Origin of the sequence: Pseudothermotoga sp. U03pept, from assembly GCF_051235805.1 — a bacterium.
Taxonomy (GTDB): Bacteria; Thermotogota; Thermotogae; order Thermotogales; family DSM-5069; genus Pseudothermotoga_B.
The window spans coordinates 1,434,900-1,455,988 of the sequence record NZ_JBPNXV010000001.1 but is presented as its reverse complement, the minus strand read 5'-3'; the positions used below and the strand labels follow the sequence as shown (position 1 = coordinate 1,455,988).

Annotated in this window: 20 protein-coding genes; 10 read left to right on the top strand and 10 right to left on the bottom strand. The window is 44.3% G+C overall.

Going from position 1 to position 21,089, the window contains the following annotated elements:
* Positions 1-52: 52 nt before the first annotated feature.
* The 5 genes from ACSFC1_RS07210 (at position 53) to ACSFC1_RS07190 (ending at position 5,450) form a co-directional block, all read left to right on the top strand.
* Positions 53-1,291 (top strand): ABC transporter substrate-binding protein, encoded by a 1,239-nt coding sequence (locus tag ACSFC1_RS07210; protein ID WP_435565429.1) that lies wholly within the window; start codon positions 53-55, stop codon positions 1,289-1,291.
* Between the two features lie 45 nt (positions 1,292-1,336).
* Positions 1,337-2,236: a carbohydrate ABC transporter permease gene (locus tag ACSFC1_RS07205; RefSeq protein WP_435565428.1), complete on the top strand. Its 900-nt coding sequence runs from the start codon at positions 1,337-1,339 to the stop codon at positions 2,234-2,236.
* The gene (locus ACSFC1_RS07200; protein ID WP_435565427.1) at positions 2,233-3,060 is read left to right on the top strand and encodes a carbohydrate ABC transporter permease; all 828 of its coding nucleotides are present in this window, start codon (positions 2,233-2,235) and stop codon (positions 3,058-3,060) included. The genes ACSFC1_RS07205 and ACSFC1_RS07200 overlap by 4 nt, the downstream gene beginning before the upstream one ends.
* A gap of 9 nt (positions 3,061-3,069) precedes the next feature.
* Positions 3,070-4,221: an exo-beta-N-acetylmuramidase NamZ family protein gene (locus ACSFC1_RS07195; RefSeq protein WP_435565426.1), complete on the top strand. Its 1,152-nt coding sequence runs from the start codon at positions 3,070-3,072 to the stop codon at positions 4,219-4,221.
* Positions 4,222-4,379: 158 nt separating this feature from the next.
* Positions 4,380-5,450, top strand: a complete 1,071-nt coding sequence (locus ACSFC1_RS07190; RefSeq protein ID WP_435565425.1) for a DUF362 domain-containing protein — start codon at positions 4,380-4,382, stop codon at positions 5,448-5,450.
* Positions 5,451-5,662: 212 nt separating this feature from the next.
* Here the strand turns inward: ACSFC1_RS07190 and ACSFC1_RS07185 are convergent, their stop codons facing one another.
* Together ACSFC1_RS07185 and ACSFC1_RS07180 are read right to left on the bottom strand one after the other, a co-directional pair.
* The gene (locus tag ACSFC1_RS07185; protein ID WP_435565424.1) at positions 5,663-6,748 is read right to left on the bottom strand and encodes an ABC transporter ATP-binding protein; all 1,086 of its coding nucleotides are present in this window, start codon (positions 6,746-6,748) and stop codon (positions 5,663-5,665) included.
* Positions 6,749-6,754: 6 nt separating this feature from the next.
* Positions 6,755-6,937 (bottom strand): hypothetical protein, encoded by a 183-nt coding sequence (locus ACSFC1_RS07180; protein ID WP_435565423.1) that lies wholly within the window; start codon positions 6,935-6,937, stop codon positions 6,755-6,757.
* Positions 6,938-6,944: 7 nt separating this feature from the next.
* Between ACSFC1_RS07180 and ACSFC1_RS07175 the strand changes: the two genes are divergently transcribed.
* Positions 6,945-7,430, top strand: a complete 486-nt coding sequence (locus ACSFC1_RS07175) for a TIM barrel protein (protein WP_435565422.1) — start codon at positions 6,945-6,947, stop codon at positions 7,428-7,430.
* A gap of 1 nt (position 7,431) precedes the next feature.
* Here the strand turns inward: ACSFC1_RS07175 and iadA are convergent, their stop codons facing one another.
* From iadA to ACSFC1_RS07150, 5 genes are read right to left on the bottom strand one after another with little or no spacing between them, the layout of a single operon-like run.
* Positions 7,432-8,583, bottom strand: coding sequence for a beta-aspartyl-peptidase (iadA, locus tag ACSFC1_RS07170; RefSeq protein ID WP_435565421.1), 1,152 nt, complete (start codon positions 8,581-8,583; stop codon positions 7,432-7,434).
* Between the two features lie 8 nt (positions 8,584-8,591).
* A complete protein-coding gene (locus ACSFC1_RS07165; protein ID WP_435565420.1) occupies positions 8,592-8,801 on the bottom strand; it encodes a hypothetical protein in 210 nt (69 codons plus the stop codon).
* 52 nt (positions 8,802-8,853) lie between these two features.
* Positions 8,854-9,684, bottom strand: coding sequence for a carbohydrate ABC transporter permease (locus ACSFC1_RS07160; RefSeq protein WP_435565419.1), 831 nt, complete (start codon positions 9,682-9,684; stop codon positions 8,854-8,856).
* Entirely contained in the window at positions 9,681-10,559 is an 879-nt protein-coding gene (locus tag ACSFC1_RS07155; protein WP_435565418.1) for a carbohydrate ABC transporter permease, read from the bottom strand. Before ACSFC1_RS07155 ends, ACSFC1_RS07160 begins: the two co-directional genes overlap by 4 nt.
* On the bottom strand, positions 10,559-11,821 hold the full coding sequence (locus ACSFC1_RS07150) for an ABC transporter substrate-binding protein (protein ID WP_435565417.1): 1,263 nt from the start codon (positions 11,819-11,821) through the stop codon (positions 10,559-10,561). The genes ACSFC1_RS07155 and ACSFC1_RS07150 overlap by 1 nt, the downstream gene beginning before the upstream one ends.
* A 149-nt stretch (positions 11,822-11,970) precedes the next feature.
* On the opposite strand from ACSFC1_RS07150, the gene ACSFC1_RS07145 reads away from it, so the two are divergent.
* Positions 11,971-14,370 (top strand): HD domain-containing phosphohydrolase, encoded by a 2,400-nt coding sequence (locus ACSFC1_RS07145; RefSeq protein WP_435565416.1) that lies wholly within the window; start codon positions 11,971-11,973, stop codon positions 14,368-14,370.
* Positions 14,371-14,429: 59 nt separating this feature from the next.
* On the opposite strand, the gene ACSFC1_RS07140 is transcribed toward ACSFC1_RS07145, so the two are convergent.
* Entirely contained in the window at positions 14,430-15,824 is a 1,395-nt protein-coding gene (locus ACSFC1_RS07140) for an ATP-binding protein (RefSeq protein ID WP_435565415.1), read from the bottom strand.
* A 287-nt stretch (positions 15,825-16,111) separates the two neighbouring features.
* Complete coding sequence (gene ilvE, locus ACSFC1_RS07135; protein WP_435565414.1) at positions 16,112-16,993, bottom strand: branched-chain-amino-acid transaminase; 882 nt, start codon at positions 16,991-16,993, stop codon at positions 16,112-16,114.
* A gap of 137 nt (positions 16,994-17,130) precedes the next feature.
* On the opposite strand from ilvE, the gene ACSFC1_RS07130 reads away from it, so the two are divergent.
* Genes ACSFC1_RS07130 through thrB form a run of 3 tightly spaced genes read left to right on the top strand, consistent with a single transcriptional unit; the run spans position 17,131 to position 20,365 of the window.
* Positions 17,131-18,423, top strand: coding sequence for a homoserine dehydrogenase (locus ACSFC1_RS07130; RefSeq protein ID WP_435565413.1), 1,293 nt, complete (start codon positions 17,131-17,133; stop codon positions 18,421-18,423).
* Positions 18,423-19,472, top strand: coding sequence for a threonine synthase (gene thrC / locus ACSFC1_RS07125; RefSeq protein WP_435565412.1), 1,050 nt, complete (start codon positions 18,423-18,425; stop codon positions 19,470-19,472). The genes ACSFC1_RS07130 and thrC overlap by 1 nt, the downstream gene beginning before the upstream one ends.
* Positions 19,469-20,365 carry a homoserine kinase gene (gene thrB, locus ACSFC1_RS07120; RefSeq protein WP_435565411.1) on the top strand — a complete coding sequence of 299 codons (897 nt, stop codon included), beginning with the start codon at positions 19,469-19,471 and terminating at the stop codon, positions 20,363-20,365. The genes thrC and thrB overlap by 4 nt, the downstream gene beginning before the upstream one ends.
* Before the next feature lie 76 nt (positions 20,366-20,441).
* Here the strand turns inward: thrB and ACSFC1_RS07115 are convergent, their stop codons facing one another.
* Positions 20,442-21,014, bottom strand: a complete 573-nt coding sequence (locus ACSFC1_RS07115) for a hypothetical protein (protein ID WP_435565410.1) — start codon at positions 21,012-21,014, stop codon at positions 20,442-20,444.
* Positions 21,015-21,089: the final 75 nt, after the last annotated feature.

The window sequence follows — 21,089 nt, the reverse complement described above, 5'->3', positions numbered from 1 at the left end:
TAGGACACATATTGTATAATCATTTAGACTCTTACACAAGGAGGGAAGGTCTATGAGAAGTAAGCTCTTAGTGGTTGCGTTGGTGGCTTTAGCTTTTGTTGTCTTTGCCGGCGAAGTTACTATCTGGAGTTGGAGAGCCCAAGATGCCGAGGTCTGGAAACAAGTTGAAGCAGAGCTCAGAAAGATGGGGAAGGACATCAAGATCAATTTCATGGCATTTGCGCCAACTGAATATGACGCAAAGGTCAACCTCTCTTTGCAGACAAACACAGGTCCGGATATTGTCTATTCAAGAAGGATCACCCCAGGTGGCACCTATCCTCTGATCGACAACGGTTTGTATCTTCCAATCGATGAAGTAGTGGATTTTGCCAATTTTCCAGCAGAGGTTTTGAAGTTTGTTACTTACAAAGGCAAGAAGTACGGTATACCTTTTGCGGTACAAGTGATTGGTATCTTCTACAACAAAGAGTACTACGACAAATTCAAACTTAAAGAACCAGAGACTTGGGACGAACTTGTTGAAAACGCAAAGGTTCTCAAGAAAAACGGCATAACTCCTTTCTTTGTCTCTGGTAAGGAAGCGTGGTCACTGGCTATGCAGCATGCAATGTGTGGTGTCAGTGTGCTTGGACCAGAATGGATAAAGAAGTTGACAGATGGCGAGACGAACTTCCTCGATCCGAAATTCACCGACTTGAACAAGAGATTGAATGACCTGAAGGTTTATTACCAAGATGGATTTCTTGCCAATTCAACTACTGACCAAGACGCGGCTTTCGCCTTCGGTCAAGCAGCGATGGTTTTCTACGGGATCTGGGGCTACCAAAACTGGAGAAATCTCAATCCAGACATCAAAGTTGGTTACTTCATGGTGCCCCCAGTTAGTAAGGACCAGAGACCTTATGCTTATATTTATATGGATGGAGCAATCACACTCACTTCGAATGTGAAGAACAAAGCCGATGCCATCGAGGTTCTTAAGTTCTGTGCTACTCCAAAGTTCGGTACGATCTTTTCCAATGTGACTTACAACATACCTGCTGTTTCTGGCGCAACGTTGCCGAAAGATCCTTTGTTTGAGGAAATAATGGACACCTATGTCAATCATGCCTCACCTTACGTCTACTGGGTAGGTTCTGTCTTTATCACAAAGAAGCCAGATCTGTACAACGATGTTCTGAGCCCTGGCATGCAAGAACTCTACGCAGGAAAGATCACACCTGAAGAACTCTCTAAGAAAGCACAAGATGCTATATCTCAGTGGTACGAACCTTTGATGAAAAAGTAATCTGAGCCCCAGCCGAGGCTGGGGCTTTCTCAAGGGGTGCTCGTGATGAAGGTCAAACTCAAGTACATCTTGCTCTTTGTGATCCCAGCAATGTTCTTTTACACACTCTTTGTGATCTATCCGCTTTTCGACAGTTTGCGTCTGAGTTTCTACAGTTGGCGTGGTGTTGGACCCAAGCTGTTCGTTGGTTTCAAAAACTACAAGGACATGTTCTCGGGAGGTTTCTCCAAAGAAGTTTTCAACGCCTTGGGTCATAACATCTATTTCTTTTTCCTCGTATCTGCCTTTGAATTGGGACTCGGTTTTCTGATTGCCTTGCTTCTTGCAAGTAAGATAAAAGGAACGAAGATTTTCAGAACCGTTGTTTATCTGCCGAACATGATTCCTCTTGTCATGGTCGGTTTCATGTGGAGTCTGTTCTTACATCCGCAGATAGGACTTGTCAATCAATTTCTCAAGGCAGTTGGCCTTGGTTCTCTCGCTCGTCCTTGGTTGGGTGACCCGAATCTGGCTTTGACTACGATTATCATGGTTAACGTGTGGAGGAATCTTGGCTTTTATGTCTTGGTGATCTTGGCTTCGATCTTGAACATATCTCCAGATTTGATCGAGGCAGCATACATCGATGGTGCGAGTAACTGGAAGATCAGCTGGAAGATAATCTTTCCGCTAACAGTCCCAACTTTCAGAACACTCTTGATTTTGCTTTTCATAGGTAGTTTCAACGTCTTTGACATGATCTACGCACTCGAAGGAGTTCAAGCGGGTCCTTTCAGATCGACGGATGTACTTGGAACAGTCTTTTACAGAACGGCTTTTGGTGGTCTTGGGAGTGCTTACACAGACATGGGACTCGGTGCAGCCGTTACTGTTTTCATCTTTATGATAGTGATGCCGATGTCTATTCTCTATGTTTATCTTGTTGAAAGAAGGGATCGAAGATGATGAGATTCAGCAGATTCTACAAATTTCTTGCATATCTCGTTCTGTCTATCTATGCGTTCATAATTGCTGGTCCCTTTTTCATGATTATCATGAACTCTCTCAAATCGATGAGGGAGTTGTTCTTAAGACCTTTCTCTCTGCCCACGAAATTCATGTATCAGAACTACATTCAGGCTTGGCAAAGGGCTTCAATTGCTCGAGGCTATCTCAACAGTGCCATAATTGCTGTAGTTTCAGTGATCACCGTTGTGATTTTGGCTTCTATGTTTGCTTATATGATCTCAAAATATGAGTTTAAGGGCAGAAGATATCTTTTCTTGTATTCCATGCTTGGTCTGGCTCTGCCAGCAAGGCTTGCTGTTATACCTATCTTTCTTTTGCTCAGGTCTTTGGGTCTAACCAACTCGCTGCTCGGATTGATAGTGGTTTACAGCTCTGTCAACATTCCTTTCTCTGCCTTCATACTCAAGAACTTCATGGATTCGGTTCCAAACGAACTGTGCGAAGCTGCCAGAATAGACGGCGCTTCCGTTGCAAAGATCTACAGCAAGGTAGTTCTTCCACTCGTAAAACCCGCTCTATCGATCGTTGCGATCGTTACCTTTGTGAACGTGTGGAACGACTTTTTCTTTCCACTGATACTTATAAACGACAAATCAAAGGCGACTATCACACTTGCTGTGTCGATATTCTTTGGTGAATACTCCACTCAATGGCACCTTCTGTTTTCTGGATTAGCACTCTCGATCGCACCCACTGTAATTCTGTTTTTGATATTCTCTCAGTATTTCATCGCTGGGATGACGCAAGGAGCCATAAAGTGAGGTGGGCGTGTGAAGTTGGGATTGGAAGTCTTTCTTGAAGAGTACTGTGAAAACTATAAAAATGCCAGGATAGGACTTGTTACTAATTCAACAGGTATAGACAGCTCTTTGAGAAGAAACATCGATCTCCTTCTCGAGAAGGGCTTGAAAGTTGTAAGACTTTTTGGACCAGAACATGGAGTCTTCGGAGCAGCTCCAGATGGTGTGAAGGTGAGTGATTTTGTTGAACCAAGGTACAAAATACCAGTTCACTCACTCTATGGTGAGAATCTCAGACCCACTCCAGAGATGCTCAAAGATTTGGATATTATGATCTACGACATTCAAGATGTCGGGCTGAGGTTTTACACCTACATCTACACGATGGCATACTGCATGGAAGAATGTGCAAAGCAAGGCATAAAGTTCATAGTTCTGGACAGACCAAACCCTATTTCCTGTAAAATAGAAGGTCCTGCTATCAAGAAAGACCTTGAGAGCTTCGTTGGTGGTTACAATCTTGTACTGCGATATGGACTGACAGTTGGAGAACTTGCAATCTATTTGAACCAGACCTTCCAGATGAATGCAGATCTTCTCGTAGTACCCATGAAAGGCTATCTTAGATCTCTTTACTACGACGAGACTGGCTTGCTTTGGAACACACCTTCTCCGAATCTTCCATCTCTTGAACACACTATTCTCTACGCCGGTTTTTGTCTTTTTGAAGGAGTTAATGTATCTGTGGGAAGAGGAACCGTTCATCCTTTCAAATACATTGGTGCCCCATGGATAGATTCTCAGAGGTTATACAAAGAGATCAAAAAGTTTGGTCATGAAGGTGTTGCCTTCAGAGAAAGGATCTTTGTACCAGCTGCCTTCAAACTGCAAAATCAAGTGTGCAATGGCTTGGAGTTCTTCGTCACCGACAAGAACAGAATAAAACCTTTGAGTATTGCTGTCGATCTCATATCTGTGCTCAAGCGAATTCACCGTGAAGAGTTTTCATGGGACACTTACTATCATGACGAGACAGAGAGATATTATTTTGATCTTCTACTCGGTGATGATCTCTACAGGAACGCAATCGAAGATGGTGCAACATCGAAAGACTTCGAGCCTCTCTGGGAGAAGGCGGCTCAACAGTTCTACAGCAGCAGTAAAAGGTACTATTTGTACTAAAAAAGGAATAGGAAAACTTGGACTGGGAACTGCTGAAAGATCGGTTCCCTTTTTTCTTTTTGGACAAAACCATAGGGATGGTAAGCCTTGCAAACGATCTATCTGTGTGATAACATACAATAAACAACCTTAAAAAGCTAAGAAACGGAGGTATGCCTATGTCTGTTGTCTACTTTACCGATCTTACAACCAATGGGAAGATGAACTTGCTGAAGAAACTTGAAGTACTCTTAGAGAAGGTAGAACTCCACAAAACTGTCAGACAGAACAACTTTGTTGCTGTAAAACTGCACTTTGGTGAGTATGGAAACCTTGCCTTCATAAGACCTCAGTATGTCAAGGTTGTGGTTGATCAAATAAAGAAGTACGGTGGCAAACCATTCCTAACAGATTCAAATACGCTTTACAGAGGTCGTAGATCGAATGCCGTTGATCATCTGCTCAATGCATATTTGAATGGTTTCACGCTCGATGTCACTGGTGCACCAGTCGTCATAGCCGACGGTTTAAGAGGCTCAGACGAAGTGAAGATCAATATCAACAAAACTTACGTGAAAGAAGCAAAGATCGGTTCTGCAATAGCTTTGGCAGACTCGCTCGTTGTGCTGACACATTTTAAGGGACACGAACAGACAGGTTTTGGAGGAACCATAAAAAACGTGGGAATGGGAAGTGCATCGAGGGCAGGTAAGCTTGAACAGCATTCGGAGTCAAAGCCTTATGTTGAGTCAGAAAACTGTATAGCGTGCCGAATGTGTGAAAGAAACTGTCCTGTTGGAGCGATAACTGTCTCAAAGGTCGCCGTTATAGATTACACCAGGTGTATCGGCTGTGGTCAGTGCATAGCGATGTGCAATTACGGCGCGATCTTGCCAAAGTGGGACAATTCTTCCGAACTCTTGAGCAAGAAAATGGTTGAATACACTTACGCAGTTCTCAAAGACAAGCCGGCTGTTTTCGTATCTTTCATCACCGACATCTCTCCTGATTGCGATTGCTGGAATACGAACAGACCTGCTGTCGCTCCAAACATAGGTATCGCAGCGAGTACAGATCCGGTAGCTCTCGATCAAGCCTGCATTGATCTTGTACTTAAGGTTACTGGGAAGGACCCATTTCTTGAAGTTCATCCAAAGGTCTCTTGGGAAACACAACTCGAGTACGCCGAAGAAATAGGCTTGGGCAGCAGAAAATATGAACTTATAAAAGTGGCTTGCAACGTACTTTGATGTGAACTACCACCACTTATAGAAGTAGTGGCTTCGTGGTCAAGGCAACTACTGTTACCGAATTCCACACGCTCAAAGGGCTTCCCCGAAATATCAATTCATCTTAGCCAAACTCTTTACTTGGATAGTGTTATCATAACCGAAACTGAGTATCTATCAGCGGCAATTCATCTCCATCTTACAGAAGATGGAGATTTCTTGCCGAGGTACCGTTAAACTCTTGAGCCGCTGGCTGGGTCAAAAAAGAGTAGATTCTCTTCTTTGATCTTTAGAAAAACCTTTTGCTTGTAGCTGAATCTTTCTGCTTGCGAACAGATTGTTTTGACAATCCTACCTGATACCAGTACAGTTATGAAAACCTCTCTACCCATTGGCTCAATTGTGTAAATCTCTGCTGGTATGCTGATAGCTCCATCAGCAAGCCTGTCTGTGATTTCGACATGTTCTGGTCTGAAACCAATTATGACTTCGCTGAGATTCTTTAATCTTTTGTGGAGTCTTTCTGTAATTTGAATTTGCAGTTCGTCGATTCTCAAAGATGCCTCTCCGTTCTTCCTTTGCAACAATGCATTCAGGAGGTTCATTGGGGGATTACCCAAAAAGGACGCAACAAAGGTGTGTGCAGGGTTGTTGTAGACCTCCTCTGGTGATCCCAGCTGTACCAACTTGCCGTTGTTTATTATTGCGATTCTGTCAGCGATGGCAAGTGCTTCTGCTTGGTCGTGAGTAACATAGATCGACGTGATCTGAAGATCCTTCTGAAGTCTCTTTATCTCGGCGCGCACGTTCAATCTGAGCAGGGCGTCTAAGTTGCTAAGTGGTTCATCGAAGAGCAAAACTCTTGGCTCTTTGATCAAAGCCCTTGCGATCGCAACGCGCTGCTGCTGTCCACCTGAGAGCTGCCAAGGGTACCTGTCCAAAAGAGCATCGATCTTGAGCATAGTTGCGACTTGTCGAACCTTCTCATCTACATGAACTTTGTTGATCTTTTTCAGTGTGAGCGGAAAGGCTATATTCTCATAGACCTTCATGTGTGGATACAACGCCCAATTTTGAAAGACTAAACCTATGTTTCGATCTTTGGGATTTGTCTTTGTAACCTCAAGATCGTCAAAGAAGATTCTGCCAGCAGTAGGCTTGTATATACCAGCTATTAAGTACATCAGGGTGGTCTTTCCACTGCCAGAAGGACCCAAGAGAACCAAAAACTCTCCATCTTCAATTTGTAAAGATATTTCATCGAGTGCTGTGAATTTACCAAATCTCTTACTGATCTTTTCCAAAACAACGCGAGCCAAAGAGTTTCACCTCCTAATTCCACCTGCATAAACTTTGAACAGCAACTGTTGTGAAAAAACATAAAACAAAACGGTGGGAAGAAGATAAAAAGTCGCAGCGGCAGCGAGTAAGGGCATGTACGCGACCTCTGTTTCAAGATTGGACTCTATAAAGGTTGCCAAGGTCTTGTCTATCAAGAAGGTTCTCACATATATTATGTCCTGCCAACCTGCGAGTAAACTCAAAGGGACTGTCTTGGCTTTGGAGAACACCCACCAACTGGTCGATGAAGTTTTGGAGGTTGTAGAAGCTGTGTCCAGCGAAAAGATCAGGCTACTCATCGATCTTGGACATCTTTACCTCAGATGCAATGGTGATCGATTCAGATTTCTCGAGCAGATCGAACTGGGTCTTAAAAAGTCAGTCGAAATACACGTACACGACAACTTTGGTAAGCAAGCAGAGGATCTTGATGAGAAAATCACACAAAACCTCCATTTTGCTTATCTGTACGGTGTTGGTGACTTGCATCTGCCTTTGGGACTTGGAACGATACCATACGACGAAGTCTTTACTGTGCTCAGAAAAAGCTTTGATGGCTTTGCTGTTTTGGAGATCAACGATTTGAACAGATTCAAGATGGATATACCAAACTCACTTTCTTTGTTGCGGGAGAAGCTTTGTCTTTCGAAAAGCAGTTAATTCATTCAAATGTACCTTTGACAAGAATCTCTTTATCTTTCATCAAAAGCTTTCCCTTTGCGATCACTGTGTCGATCCTTAGGTCTTTGTCAAGCAACAGGATATCTGCGTCTTTTCCTGGGGAGATAGAACCTTTCGTATGAAGTTTCAATATTCGTGCCGGGTTCTCAGTGATCGACTTGAGTGCCTTTTCAAGAGCAACACCATTCTCCACAGCGGCTTTGAAGTTCTCGTAAACAGATACAACACGTCCTACATCGAGTCCAACAAACTCTTTCTTCTCGTTGAATCTGGGTAGACTTCCTTGTCCATCAGAGCTCATCGTGACTTGATCTTCAAAACCTTGTTCTATGTACTCTTTCAATGCCTTCGACGCCTGAAGATCTTCCTCAAGCAACGCCCCCGTGCTGGTTGTAAAGTCGACAAATCCTCCTTTTTCAACCCATTTCATTGCCTCTCTCAAGAGTTTGTTGTTTCTGTTTATATGTGTTGGAAGAAACTGAGTGATTGGGATTTCTGTTTTATCAACGATTTCACAGATTAGATCGAGCATCGAACTGCCGTCGCCAAGATGAAGATTCACTATTCCAGCCTTACCAGACAAAATACCACCAACTCGTGAATCTGCTGCCAATCTTTTGAGTTCTTCAAAGGTTGGTTGCGATGATCTGTGATCAGAGATGGCTATTTCACCAGCACCAATGACTTTATCGATCAAGATCAAGTCTTGCAACAGACTACCCGTGAAAGTCACAATTGGAACTCTGTATGAACCAGAATAAATATAGCTGGTCACACCTTCTTCTTCAAGTGCCTTTGCCTTTGCGTACAGAGAGTTCAAATTCCTTGTGACGCCGTCAGTACCAAGGCATCCAACAACGGTGGTTATTCCGCCTTTGACAAGATCAGAAAAGGGTAGTTCAGGTGTCCTGGTTCTAAAGCCTCCCTCTCCGCCGCCACCGATGATGTGAACATGTGAGTCTATAAAACCAGGAACAGCAATTTTGTCAGAACCATCCAAGATCTCAACATAGATTCCAGCGAGGACTATATCTTTTTCGATTGCAACTATTTTATCGTGAGCAAGCAAAATATCCTTCTTGCCCAACGGTTTTGGAGAGAAAACTTGCACATCTTTGATGATCTTTATCACGCTATCACCTAAGCCATAAGGTTCATCTGGGCTTTGAGAAAGTTCTCAGTGGCTATTCTCACAAGCTTAAGACTCAGCCCACTCTGTTGGTAGAGCATGAAATTCAGTATCTGCACCATTTGATCTTTACTCATAGCTTGAGCAACTTCACCCTTCACTTGACTGACGACTTGAGGATAGGTCACAGTTCCTGTGGAACCAACACGGCTTACTTCCAACAAAACCACCTCATTATCATATCGGAAGATTCTTCAACCTTCTTGAGTTATTCTACCCTTTGAGTGCCCCTTGGGTCAAACCTTGAACGATATACTTCTGTGCCACAGCGAAGATTAAGACAGTCGGTATCAATCCAACGACAATACCAGCCGCCATGACATTCCATTGAATGCCAGCCTTTGAAACGAAAGAATACAGAGCTACTGGCACCGTCATTTTGCTGTCGCTGTGCAAGAACAAAACGGCTGTGAAGACCTCATTCCAACTGTTGACAAAACAGAAACTGAATAACGCACTGATATTCGGTACGAAAACAGGAACTATCACTTTCATCAGAGCACCAAAACGCGTGCAACCATCTATCCAAGCAGCTTCTTCTATTTCTCTTGGTAGTGATTTGAAAAAAGCACGCGCCATAATCGTTCCAAAAGCCACACCGAAACCGGTGTAGATAATTACAATACTCAGAAGAGTGTTCGTCAGTTTCAACCTTGAAAACATTGTGAACTGAGGAATCATCAAAAGATATGTTGGGAGCATCTGAACAAAGAAAAGCATCAGCAACAGAAAATGTTTCATTCTGAATTGATATCTTGAAAGAACATAACCACTCATGAGAGAAAAGAATGTTGAAAACATTGCTGAAAACGAGGCTACAAGAAAGCTGTTCTTGAAGTACACATGAAATCTTGCGAAACTGAAAAGATACCTGTACGCATCAAAGGTAATTCTTGAAGGCAGATACTTTATCGGGAAGGTGTAGACTTCATCGACTGGCTTAACAGATGTGAGCACAATCCACGAAAGTGGAAAAAGCGCCACAAGCAGATAGATCAGGAGTCCGATAACCCTGAGTGTACGCATAACCTTGTTGATCTTCACAGCTCGAATGCTCCTTTTTCAGTTGTTGTCAGATACACAATTGAGAAAACGAGTAAAATCGACGTGATTATCATTCCCAATGCAGATGCTTTACCGAAATTGTTCTGATAATAAACGATGTTTATCATTTGCACCGAGAGTATGTTCGTGGCGCCAGCTGGACCACCCCTTGTTGTCCCATAGATGATATCTGGAAAGTTCATCACCCAGATGATTCTGAGCAAAACGGTACTGAATATTGTAGGTTTCACATAGGGTATAGTTATCCTTATCAATTTGCTCCATACTCCTGCACCATCTATCTGGGCTGCTTCGTAGAGTTCCTTTGGTATCGATTGCAACGCTGCGAGAAGCATTATTGCAAAAAAAGGTATTCCGTACCAGACATTTATCGCAATCACAGAAAACATGGCAAACTTTGGATCTGAAAGAAAACTTATCGGTTTGTTGATCAGATGGAGTCTCATCAGAATATCATTCAGTATACCAAATTGCCCATTCAAGATCCAGGACCACAGCAAACCGATTGCGAAACCGGATAGTGCCCATGGGTAGAAAACAAGACCCATGTACAATCCTCTTCCTCTGAAGGGTTTTGTCAGGAGTAAAGCCAAAATGAAACCAAACAGGAGTTGGAAGAATACCGAAAATGCTATCCAGATGATTGTGTTGAACAAGAGATTCCAGAAGCTTGGATCGCCCAAAACAGATCGGTAATTATCCAAGCCAACAAATCTCGGTCTGTTAAGGTTGAAGACTGTCAATCTCTGAAATGAAATTACCCCCCCACGCACGAGGGGGTAAAGGTTTATGAATAGAATCAATACAAGAGTTGGCAACAACATCAAGAAGATCCAGAACTTCAGCGTTTTCACTACTTACCAAGCCCTGCCTTTTTCCAAAAATCAGCCCACTGTTTCAACGCTGCTTCTGGTTTCATCTTGCCAAGCAAAACCTGCTGCATTGTTGTTTCATGAAGTTCATTCCACTCACTCCAAGCTTCATTATCGAGTGGATACTTGGTGAACTGATAGTGTAAGTTGTCCTCAAACATTACCTTCCAACCATTGAAAGTCTCACTCTTGAAGTAGGGATCTATTTCATAGACCCTCTTATCTACAGGCAGGGCGCCATAATCTCTGCACCAGAAAGCGTTGATTTCAGGAGAGTTGAAGAATTCGAGAAACTTCCAAGCCAAATCTTTGTTCTTCGAGTAACTTGTGATACCCCATCCGGCAAAACCAATCGTTGGGTAAGCCTTTCCACCCTTTCCAACTGGCAGAGGGGCTGTACTGTATTTCTCTCTGCCGAGGAGTTCGTTGAGCAAGCCGACGGTGTCTGGATCTTGGAACAAGTATGGTGTAATGCCAGAGACGAAAGAGTTCACTTGCTCGTCAAATCCCCAGTTTATTGAATCCTTTGGAGCTGTCTTGAAGAGTTCCAAGTAGAAATTCATTCCATCAAGGGCTCTTCTGTCTTCAAAGATGAGTTTGCCGTCTCTTGTCAAATACATGCAGTCTGGGTCTATATCGTTGAAGAAGGAAGTCATAACAATGTCGATGAATGCTGTTGGATAACCCTTGCCTCGAAAATCAAAACCGTACTGGTTCTGTTCAGGCTTAGTGATAGTCTTACAATAATTCAAGAGTTCATCCATTGTCTTCGGTGCATCGACCAAGTTGTACCTCGAAGTAATGTCTGGTCTGTAAAAAAGCGTTTTGACGTAGATGGCATTTGGCAGTAGGTAGGCGGTGTTCTTATAAGTACGAGCTGCTTCCAAAACTCCAGATACAAGGTTTTTTGTCAGTTCAGAATTTGCCAGATATGCTTCCAGAGAGAGCAACTTTCCCATACTTGCGAGAGCGCTCAAAGACCAGTCTCCCACCTCAACAATGTCGAGTGGTTCCTCCGCACTCACCATCAGATAGATCTTCTGATAGGCAGTCTCGTACGGTGGTGATATCAATTCGATCTTCACACCGGGGTTCTTTGATTCAAATTGAGAAATGATCTGCTCCAAAACCTTTGTACGAAGAGGACTTGTGAAAACTTGGATCACTCTCAGCGTGACCGCTTCACCGAACAAGAATGAGATACTGACAATGCAAGTTATGAAAATCACCCAAAATCTGCGCACCGAAATCACCTCCAACAATGCATATTATAAGACATTCAGCCGTTCATTCTAAATGAAAATCATGAGCGCGAGAAGATACTCTGATCTTAAGACGTTGTTGAACATAAATACATACGTTGTTCACTGAAAGATACACAGAGTCTGTTACTATGGTAGTGCTGTTGAAAGGAAGTAAAGCTTTGAACGTTCCAAAGAAAGTGATTTCAAAGGCGACGATAACGATCTTTTTGCTTACAGCGTTCCATGGTGTGGTATTGTTGCTGGAACTTAAGACAAATCTTTATGTTCTTATAGCTGGTGTACTACTGCTTTTGCCAATAGTCCACGGTGCGGCTGCTTGGAAATTGATTGGCGGAATCATCTTATCGGCTGCAAGTTTCTTTGTGTTTTTCGTTGGATATTCCTACGTTCTATCCTTTCATGAATTTCTCATCAGTGTGATTGGCTATTCAATCGTTGGTTTGAGCTTGGGCTCAGTCTTTAGATATGTACAAGGTCAAAAGATACTTCTTGAACAGGGCGAAGAGAAATACAGAAAACTCTCAGAGCTACTGAAAGTCTATTTTGACTCGGTACAAATTGCTGTTGTTGTGCTTGACAGCGAGGGAAGAGTGAACTTCATCAACACAAAAGGCTGCCAGTTACTTGGATACCCACAGCAACAGATTTTGGGTAAAGATTGGTGTGAGAACTTTGTTCCGAAAGAAACAGCTAAGGAATTGAAAGATTACTTGAACAGGCTGACAGTTAACAAACAACAATTCTGTGATTATCACGAAAATCCCATAATGACTAAGGGCGGCGAAGAAAGACTCATTCTCTGGCACAACACAGTACTTCGAGATGATGCGAATAATTCAGTTAGCTTGTTGAGCAGTGGGCAGGACATCACAGAACTGAAGCAAACAAAATGGCAGCTTGAAGAACAGCTGAGAATTGCAAAAGTGTTGTATTTAGCAGCAGAAGAATTGATAACAGAAGAATTCGATACAGAGAAGAGAGCTCAAAGGCTTTCAAGAATATGTGTTGAAGAACTCGGAGCGTCTCTCGCGTGGGTTGGTTATGCAGCGGCAGACAGAAGTGTGAGAATAGTTGGGCATTTTCCAAAAGATCATCCGTATCTTGAAAACATGAAGGTCCGTTGGGACGATAGCCCATATGCAAATACTGCGGCAGGTAGATCGATAAAGACACGAAAGAGTCAAGTTGTGGAGGATATTTTCAGCGAGTTCAGAGATGAGACTCTCGAAACTTGGCGAGAAAAGGGAGCTTTCTTTGGCTTCAAAAGGATTGGAGCTTTCCCACTGATGACCCCAGAAGGAGTGCTTGGCACTTTGGTTCTCTACAGTGATGAAGATGATTTTTTCAGTTCTCAGAAGATGGATCAGTTCCAAACACTTGCACACGTTGCTGCGGCGTCGTTGGAAAATGTCAAACTCTTTGAGCAGTTGCAAAGAAGATTCTCCAGAATGGAAGCACTACACAGAATAGACAGAGCGATCAGTACAAGCTCTGATTTGAATGTGACGCTCTCTGTGGTGTTGGATCAAGTTATCAGCGAGCTCAGAGCAGACGCTTCAGAGATTTTCTTGTTCAATCCGCATACATTGAAACTCGAACTGATTGCCTCAAAGGGGTTTCATGCTCCACCAGCTGTCGGGTTTACTTTGAAACTCGGTGAAGCCTTAGCGGGTGAGGTAGCGTTACGAGCTTCCATACTGAGAAAAGAGGAGCTAAGAACTATACAGGAGAGGTTGCAGAACTCTCCATTGGGAAGGCTCATAGTGCAGGAAGATTTTAGATATTACATTGGAGTTCCTCTGATAGCAAAAGAGCAACTGCTTGGAGTTCTTGAAATATTCAACCGCTCGATTTTGCAAGATGATCCCGAATGGTTTGAATACTTGCAGATACTTTCTCAACAGGCAGCCATTGCGATAGAAAACGCAAAATTATTTGAGAAAATCCGTGAGACTAACTTGGAACTTCTTCAAGCGTACGAGACGACGATTGAAGGATGGGTGTATGCACTCGATATGAGGGACAAGGAAACAGAAGGGCACACCGAAAGAGTTAGCGAATTGACTTTGAGGTTGGCAAAAGAAATGAGACTACAAGATGAGAAAATTGTGCATATAAAGCGTGGAGCACTGCTGCACGATATAGGCAAGATGGCTATACCAGACCACATATTACTGAAGCCAGGAAAGCTGACCGACGAAGAATGGGAGATAATGAAAAAGCATCCCGTTTATGCACACGAAATGTTGTCAAAGATAGATTACTTGAGACCGGCTCTCGAGATACCGTATTGTCATCACGAAAGATTCAATGGTACAGGATATCCAAGAGGATTGAAAGGCGAAGAGATACCGCTTTCTGCGAGGATCTTCGCGGTCGTTGACGTCTACGATGCGCTCACCAGCGATAGACCCTATCGAAAGGCTTGGAGCAAAGAAGCGGCCATCGAGTACATAAGGAAGGAAAGTGGAAAGCAGTTCGATCCCAAGGTCGTCGAAGTGTTCTTGAAGGTAATCGAAGAAACCTAAAGCACGATCCTTTTCACAGAAAAACAACCGCGCGCGACGAGGTCATTCTTTGGAGTCTCTCATTCTCGTTCGAGCAGTGCGAAGAGCAACCAAGCGGGAACAGCCACGATGGTTTCATCCTTGAAGAGTGTTTCTTGAGTGACTATCAAGCCTTTGTTGAAGACCTTCCTCATGCCCAGATAATCGGACCGAGTTATTCTGCTTTGGTACTTCACTTCGATCGGTACCAGCTCGCCGTTGCATTCGCAGACGAAGTCAACCTCGTTGCCGCGCTCCGAGTACCAATAGTAAGGTCCGTTATAAAGGTTCAGACCTTCTTGGGACAAATCGCTGTCTCTCAGAATGTGTCTGAGCGTGAACATCTCTATCAAGTGGGGAAGGGGGATCTCTCTGTTGCTGATCTCAGTTACGATCTCGGCGACTATTCTGTCACTCGGATAGACCTTTTTCTGCTTTTTCACTCTGAGAACTTTTTCCGACACGTCGACAAAGAAGACATTGGCGACGATGAAGCTGTATCCAAGGTACTCAAAGTACTTCTGAACGGTATCGACGCTGTCTATACGACCAGAGAAGATGTCAACCAACGAATTCCAAGAGAACCTTTGTCCCACGATGTCTGGAAGTTTTCTGAGTATCTCGAGCACTCTCGTGCGGGACTTCAAGTACTTCTCGGCGTCTCCGAGCACGAAATCTCGGTACACGCTCTTGGTACTTTCACTGATCCTGCCCTCTTTAAAGAAGTCGTCTATGACCTTCGGAAAGCCGCCCGTTTGCAGATACTTCGAGAAGTACTCCTTGACGAACGCATATCTCGACAGATACGTCTTCAACTCTTCTTCTGCTAGAGACAGTATCTCCAGCAAAGACTTGGCTTCGACGTCCACTTTCAAGCTTCTAAGAAATTCTCTGAAGGTGATCGGCATGTAGACCAAATTTTTTCCCAACCCTCTTCTACCTGGGAGTCTCTCACTCGATTTCTTCAAGTCGTACGACGACGAACCAGTGAGGATGATCAAGCAGTTGTCCAACAGCCCGATATCCGTAAGATATTTGATCGACGACTGCCAGTCTTCGATCGCTGTCACCTCATCGATGAAGAGATATCTGATCTGTCCAGGACTCGTGCTGAAAATCTGAAAATACGCCTTTATCGTTTCTATGAGCTCGAATCTGTCTTTGATGCCATCGCACGTGAGGAAGAAGATCCTCGACGGATCAACACCGTTCTCGATGAGCTGTCTCATGTAGAGCTTCAAAAAGGTGGTTTTTCCAACCTGTCGGGGACCTCTCAGCACGTAGATACCGAGGTTGTTCGAGGCTATCTCACGAAACAACTTCTCCGGATAATAGCGAAAGATGCCCTTTTCGAACGACACAATGTGACGATCTGAAAAGATCGCCTTTGGATCTCGCCACCAGGGATTCATCAAATACAGCTCGTCACTTCGCATCCAGATTCCCCCACAGTGATTTTACCCCACGACGTTCGAATTTGTCAATTTCATTCGATAAAACCGTACGAGTTTATCGAGTGAAATCGACAAAAATCAACAGTTGTCAAAACATCATGGCAATTTGAAAGCAGAAGATACGAGCATTTTTCAAGATTAGTATCTTCCCACTGAAAATCTCGACGCTGTGTGTTCAATACCTTCTTGTACAATGTCTTTGTATCACCAAAGATGAATTGCTCATACCATTTTTCCAAACAAAAAAGCTTGCGGTGTGTCTTTCAGTACTATTCGAATATGAACGGTCCATCTGTGAGTACATACTGTTTGAACTTCTTCATCAATATCTTTGTTGTTGGACCTGGCTTGCCGTCGTTTATGATCCTTCCATCCACCTTAACAACAGGCATTATCTCCGCCGCGGTGCCTGTCAAGAAGCATTCGTCTGCGTTGTAAAGATCAAACTGTGTGAACAGGCTTTCTTGCACAACGATGTTTTCTTCTCTTGCCAGATCCATCACGGTGTTGCGTGTAATGCCTTCCAAGATACCTATGTGGGCAGGTGGAGTGATCAATCTGTTCTTCTTGACGATAAAGATGTTTTCCCCAGTAGCCTCAGTCACATAACCGTCTTGACTGAGCATGATCGCCTCTGGAACATTGCACAGGTTTGCTTCTATCTTCGCCAGCACGTTGTTGAGATAGTTCAAAGACTTGATCCTCGGGCTGGTGGCTTCGTTCAAGTTGCGCCTCGTAGATGCAGTGACAGCTTCGATGCCATCTTCATAGAGCGAACTGGGAAACAGAGCGAGTGGAGCAGCTATACAAAAGATCGTAGGTTTTGGGCACTTTCTTGGATCCAAACTCAGATCGGTTCCTTCTCCTCTCGTGACCACTAATCGGATGTAGGCTTCTCTTAGGTTGTTTCTCCTCAATGTCTCAAGGACGATCTGCGCCATCTCTTTCTTGTCGATGGGAATCTTCAGCAGAATCGCCTTTGCCGATTCGTACAATCTGTCGATGTGCTGCTCCAATTTGAAGACGCGATTATTGTAAGCCCTAATACCTTCGAAGACACCATCACCGTAAAGAACGCCCCTGTCGAAGACCGAAATGCGCGCCTCTTCCTTTTTGAGGAATTGTCCATCCAGATAGGCGACCAGAGACATTTCTGCACCTCCACATGCGAGAGTAATTGCTGAAATTCTATACAAAAAGTGTGTATCTGTCAAGGATTGACTGCGAGTTTGCTCGTGGTATAATGTTTTTAAAATTTAGCTCAGCACAAATGTGTGGGGGAATCCGCATGGATACGGTGAAAATAGCCCTTCTTGGTTTTGGAACCGTCGGCAGGGGAGTTCACAAAGTTTTGGAAAGCCAGAGGCAGAAGATCGCCAAGAGCTGTGGTGCGAACATCGAAATAAAGAAAATTCTCGTGAGAAACGTGCAGAAATATCGGTCCACGTTTTCGAACATTTCGAATCTTTTCACCGACGATCCACACCAGATTCTTGAAGATCCCGAAACAGCGATCGTTGTAGAAGTGATGGGTGGCATCAAACCAGCGTTTGATTACGTGATCGAAGCGATGAAGAACGGTAAGAGTGTCGTCACAGCCAACAAAGATATGATCGCAGAGTGTGGCAGAGCGTTGTTTGAGACTCAGAGAAAGTTCACAGTAGATCTTTTCTTCGAAGCGAGTGTCGCCGGTGCGATACCCATCGTGAAGGTCTTGAAGGAAAGCTTGGCTGGTGATGAGATAAGAGAAATCATCGGCATTGTGAACGGCACGACGAACTACATACTCTCTAAGATGTCTTTTCATTCAGTGGATTACCAAGATGCCCTGAAAGAGGCTCAGCAAAATGGTTACGCTGAAGCAGATCCAACGTCGGATGTGGAAGGTTACGATGCCGCAAGGAAGTTGGCTATTCTGTCGTCCATAGCCTTCAACTCGCGGATCGTGTTCAAAGACGTCTACGTTGAGGGAATAAGCAAGATCACACCGATCGACATAAGATACGCGCACGAATTTGGAGGGGTCATAAAGCTTCTGGCGATCGCCAAACGAAACGAAGAAGGCATAGAACTTCGAGTGCATCCGACGATCATTCCCTCCTCTCATCCTCTGGCTGCGGTGAACGACGTTTTCAACGCCATTTTTGTTGAAGCGAATGCCGCAGGTGAGCTAATGTTCTATGGTAAAGGTGCAGGACAGCTGCCGACAGCGAGTGCGGTGGTTGGCAACATCGTCGAAGCAATCAACAACCTTCTGCACAAAGACAGAGGAAGGATCGGCTGCACGTGTTACAAGCAAGAACCCTTGATATCCATTGAAGAGATCGTGACGAAGTACTACATCAGACTGCTCGTGGATGATAAACCCGGAGTCTTGGCATCGGTTGCGGGTGCTTTTGGTAGAAATTCTGTCAGCATCGAGTCTGTGATACAGAAGCGCCGCTTGGGTGAGCTTGCCGAAGTGGTCATCATCACGCACCGAGCGAAAGAGAAAGATCTTCAAAACACAGTCTCATTGCTCAAAACTTTGCCAATCGTAAGGCAGATCGGAAACGTGATCCGAGTCGAGGGGGATTTCTGATGCGCTGGGAAGGTGTTTTGAAAGCATATAAAGAATACTTACCGATCACTGAAAAAACACCCATACTGACGCTCAACGAAGGCAATACACCTTTGATCTATGCAAAACACATTTCACAGCTCGTTGGAGCGATGGTCTATCTGAAGTTCGAAGGCACGAACCCTACAGGTTCTTTCAAAGACCGTGGTATGGTGTTTGCCGTAGCCAAAGCGCTGGAAGAAGGGGCACGAGCTGTTATATGCGCTTCAACGGGTAACACCTCGGCATCTGCCGCCGCCTACGCGGCTCGAGCGAACTTGAAGTGCATCGTTTTGATCCCACAGGGCAAGATCGCTCTGGGAAAACTGGCGCAGGCGTTGTTCTACGGTGCGAAGGTCGTAGCGATAAAGGGCAACTTCGATGAAGCTTTAAAGCTCGTTAGAGAGATAGGCAAGAACTTTCCCATAGCGATCGTGAACTCGATCAACCCTTACAGAATAGAAGGACAAAAAACAGCTGCCTTTGAGGTCTGCGATGCACTCGAAAGATCACCGGACTATCTCTTCATACCTGTGGGAAATGCTGGCAACATCACAGCATATTGGAAGGGATTCAAAGAGTATTTCGAACTGAAGAAGATCAAAGAGTTACCAAAGATGATGGGTTTTGAAGCCGAAGGTGCAGCTGCAATAGTCAAAGGTGAACCAATACCAAATCCTGAAACGATAGCCACAGCGATTAGGATAGGAAATCCTGCGAGCTGGCAGCAGGCAGTGGCAGCAGCCAACGAATCCAACGGCGAGATTTCCTGTGTGAGCGACGATGAAATCATAGATGCGTACCGTTTGATAGCCCAAAAAGAAGGCATCATGGCTGAACCGGCATCTGCGGCGAGTGTGGCAGGTTTGCTGAAATACCACCGAAAGAATGGTTTCAAACCAACTGACGTCGTTGTCGCAGTTTTGACGGGTCATGGTTTGAAAGATCCAGACAACGCCTTGAAGTTCACCTTAAACGAGCCGATCGAGGTTGAGCCTTCTTACGAAGAAGTTCTGAGGGTGATCCAATGATAAAGGTCCGTGTGCCGGCAACGTCAGCCAACCTTGGTTCTGGGTTCGATACGATCGGTATGGCGCTCTCCATCTTTAACGAGGTGTGTGTCGAAGAATCGAAGAGATTGGAAATCGAAGTCATCGGCGAAGGTGAAGACAAGATATCCAAGGATGAAGACAACTTGGTCTATTGTGCGTTTTATAAGGTATTCGAAAAAGTTAAAAAGAAGCCCGAGGGTGTCAAATTCACTTTGAAGAACGAAATTCCACTTGCACGCGGTCTTGGGAGCAGTTCGGCGGCGATCGTGGCTGGCTTGGTGGCTGCGAATGTCTGCCTTGGTTTCCCACTGAGCCCAGAGGAACTCTTGAAATTGGCGGTGGCTTTGGAAGGTCATCCGGACAACGTCGCAGCGGCGCTCTTTGGGGGTGTAACCATATGCACCCAACATCCAGAGCTTCGGTGCGTGAAGCTGCCGATTCCTGATCTCGACGTGGTGCTTGCTATTCCAGACTTTGAAGTAAAGACTTCAGAAGCTCGAAAGATTCTGCCAAAGAAGATACCGTTCGAAGACGCAAAAACAAATATTGCGAGCGTTGCTTTTCTCGTCACAGCCCTTTTCACAGAGCAATACGAACTTTTGAGAATCGGAATGCAAGACAGAGTTCATCAGCCGTATCGAAGCAAGCTCGTACCAGGTTTTTACGAGATCTTAGAGTGTGCAAGGCAAGCCGGTGCTTTGGGTGTAGCTTTGAGTGGCAGTGGTTCAACAATCATAGCTTTCACAAGATCTGCTCGAACCGTTGCACAAGCGATGGAAGAGATTTTTAAAAGTTATGGAATCAACGCAAGAACACTTACAGCTCGACCACAAGATAGAGGTGCGCTCGAGTTGATAGAACTTCAAGAATGAGAAAGATCGATTTGCTGAACAAAGGCAAGGTACAATCTCGCAAAGAAAACATGAATTGATGAAGCAAACCAGCGATTCAGAATCTGTAATTGATCTTCAGAGAAATCGGTACACTCAGAGACCTAAGAGATAGATCTCGTGTCAAGATGCTCAGATCGTGAAATCTGACGTTTATTCCCATTCCCACCGAAAACTGCTCGCTCAGCTGCCAGAGAAAATCTAACTTTCCAGTGTAGATCCATCCTTGAAAGTTGCTCGTTCCTGAGATACCAAATCCTGCAAGACTACCTGTCGGGCCAACGAGCACATATTGTACACCACCGCTCAACTTGCAAACAACGTCAAGAAAATCAAATGCAAAACTCGGAGCTATCCCAACACAGAGCAGACTCGAATCCACCGAACCAAGGTCTGTCTTGATACTCATATTCAAATACGCAAAACTCACGCCCATTCTTAAGCCTCTTTGCAATCCATAATCAAAGCCAATCTGCATGCCGTAATCTGTCATAGCACTTATGGGTTTGTTCTCGGGAGTGTAAAGTTCACTGTATAGAGAAAAACCCAGTGATGAATCAAACCAAAAATGAATCTCTGCAACAGACAGCGTGGACAAGATCATTAAAGAAATCACTAAGATCTTTTTCACAGTTCATACCCCCTACAGAAGATATTACCACCCCACGGTCTATTTTTCTACACCGTTTTTCCCTTTTGAGGGGGT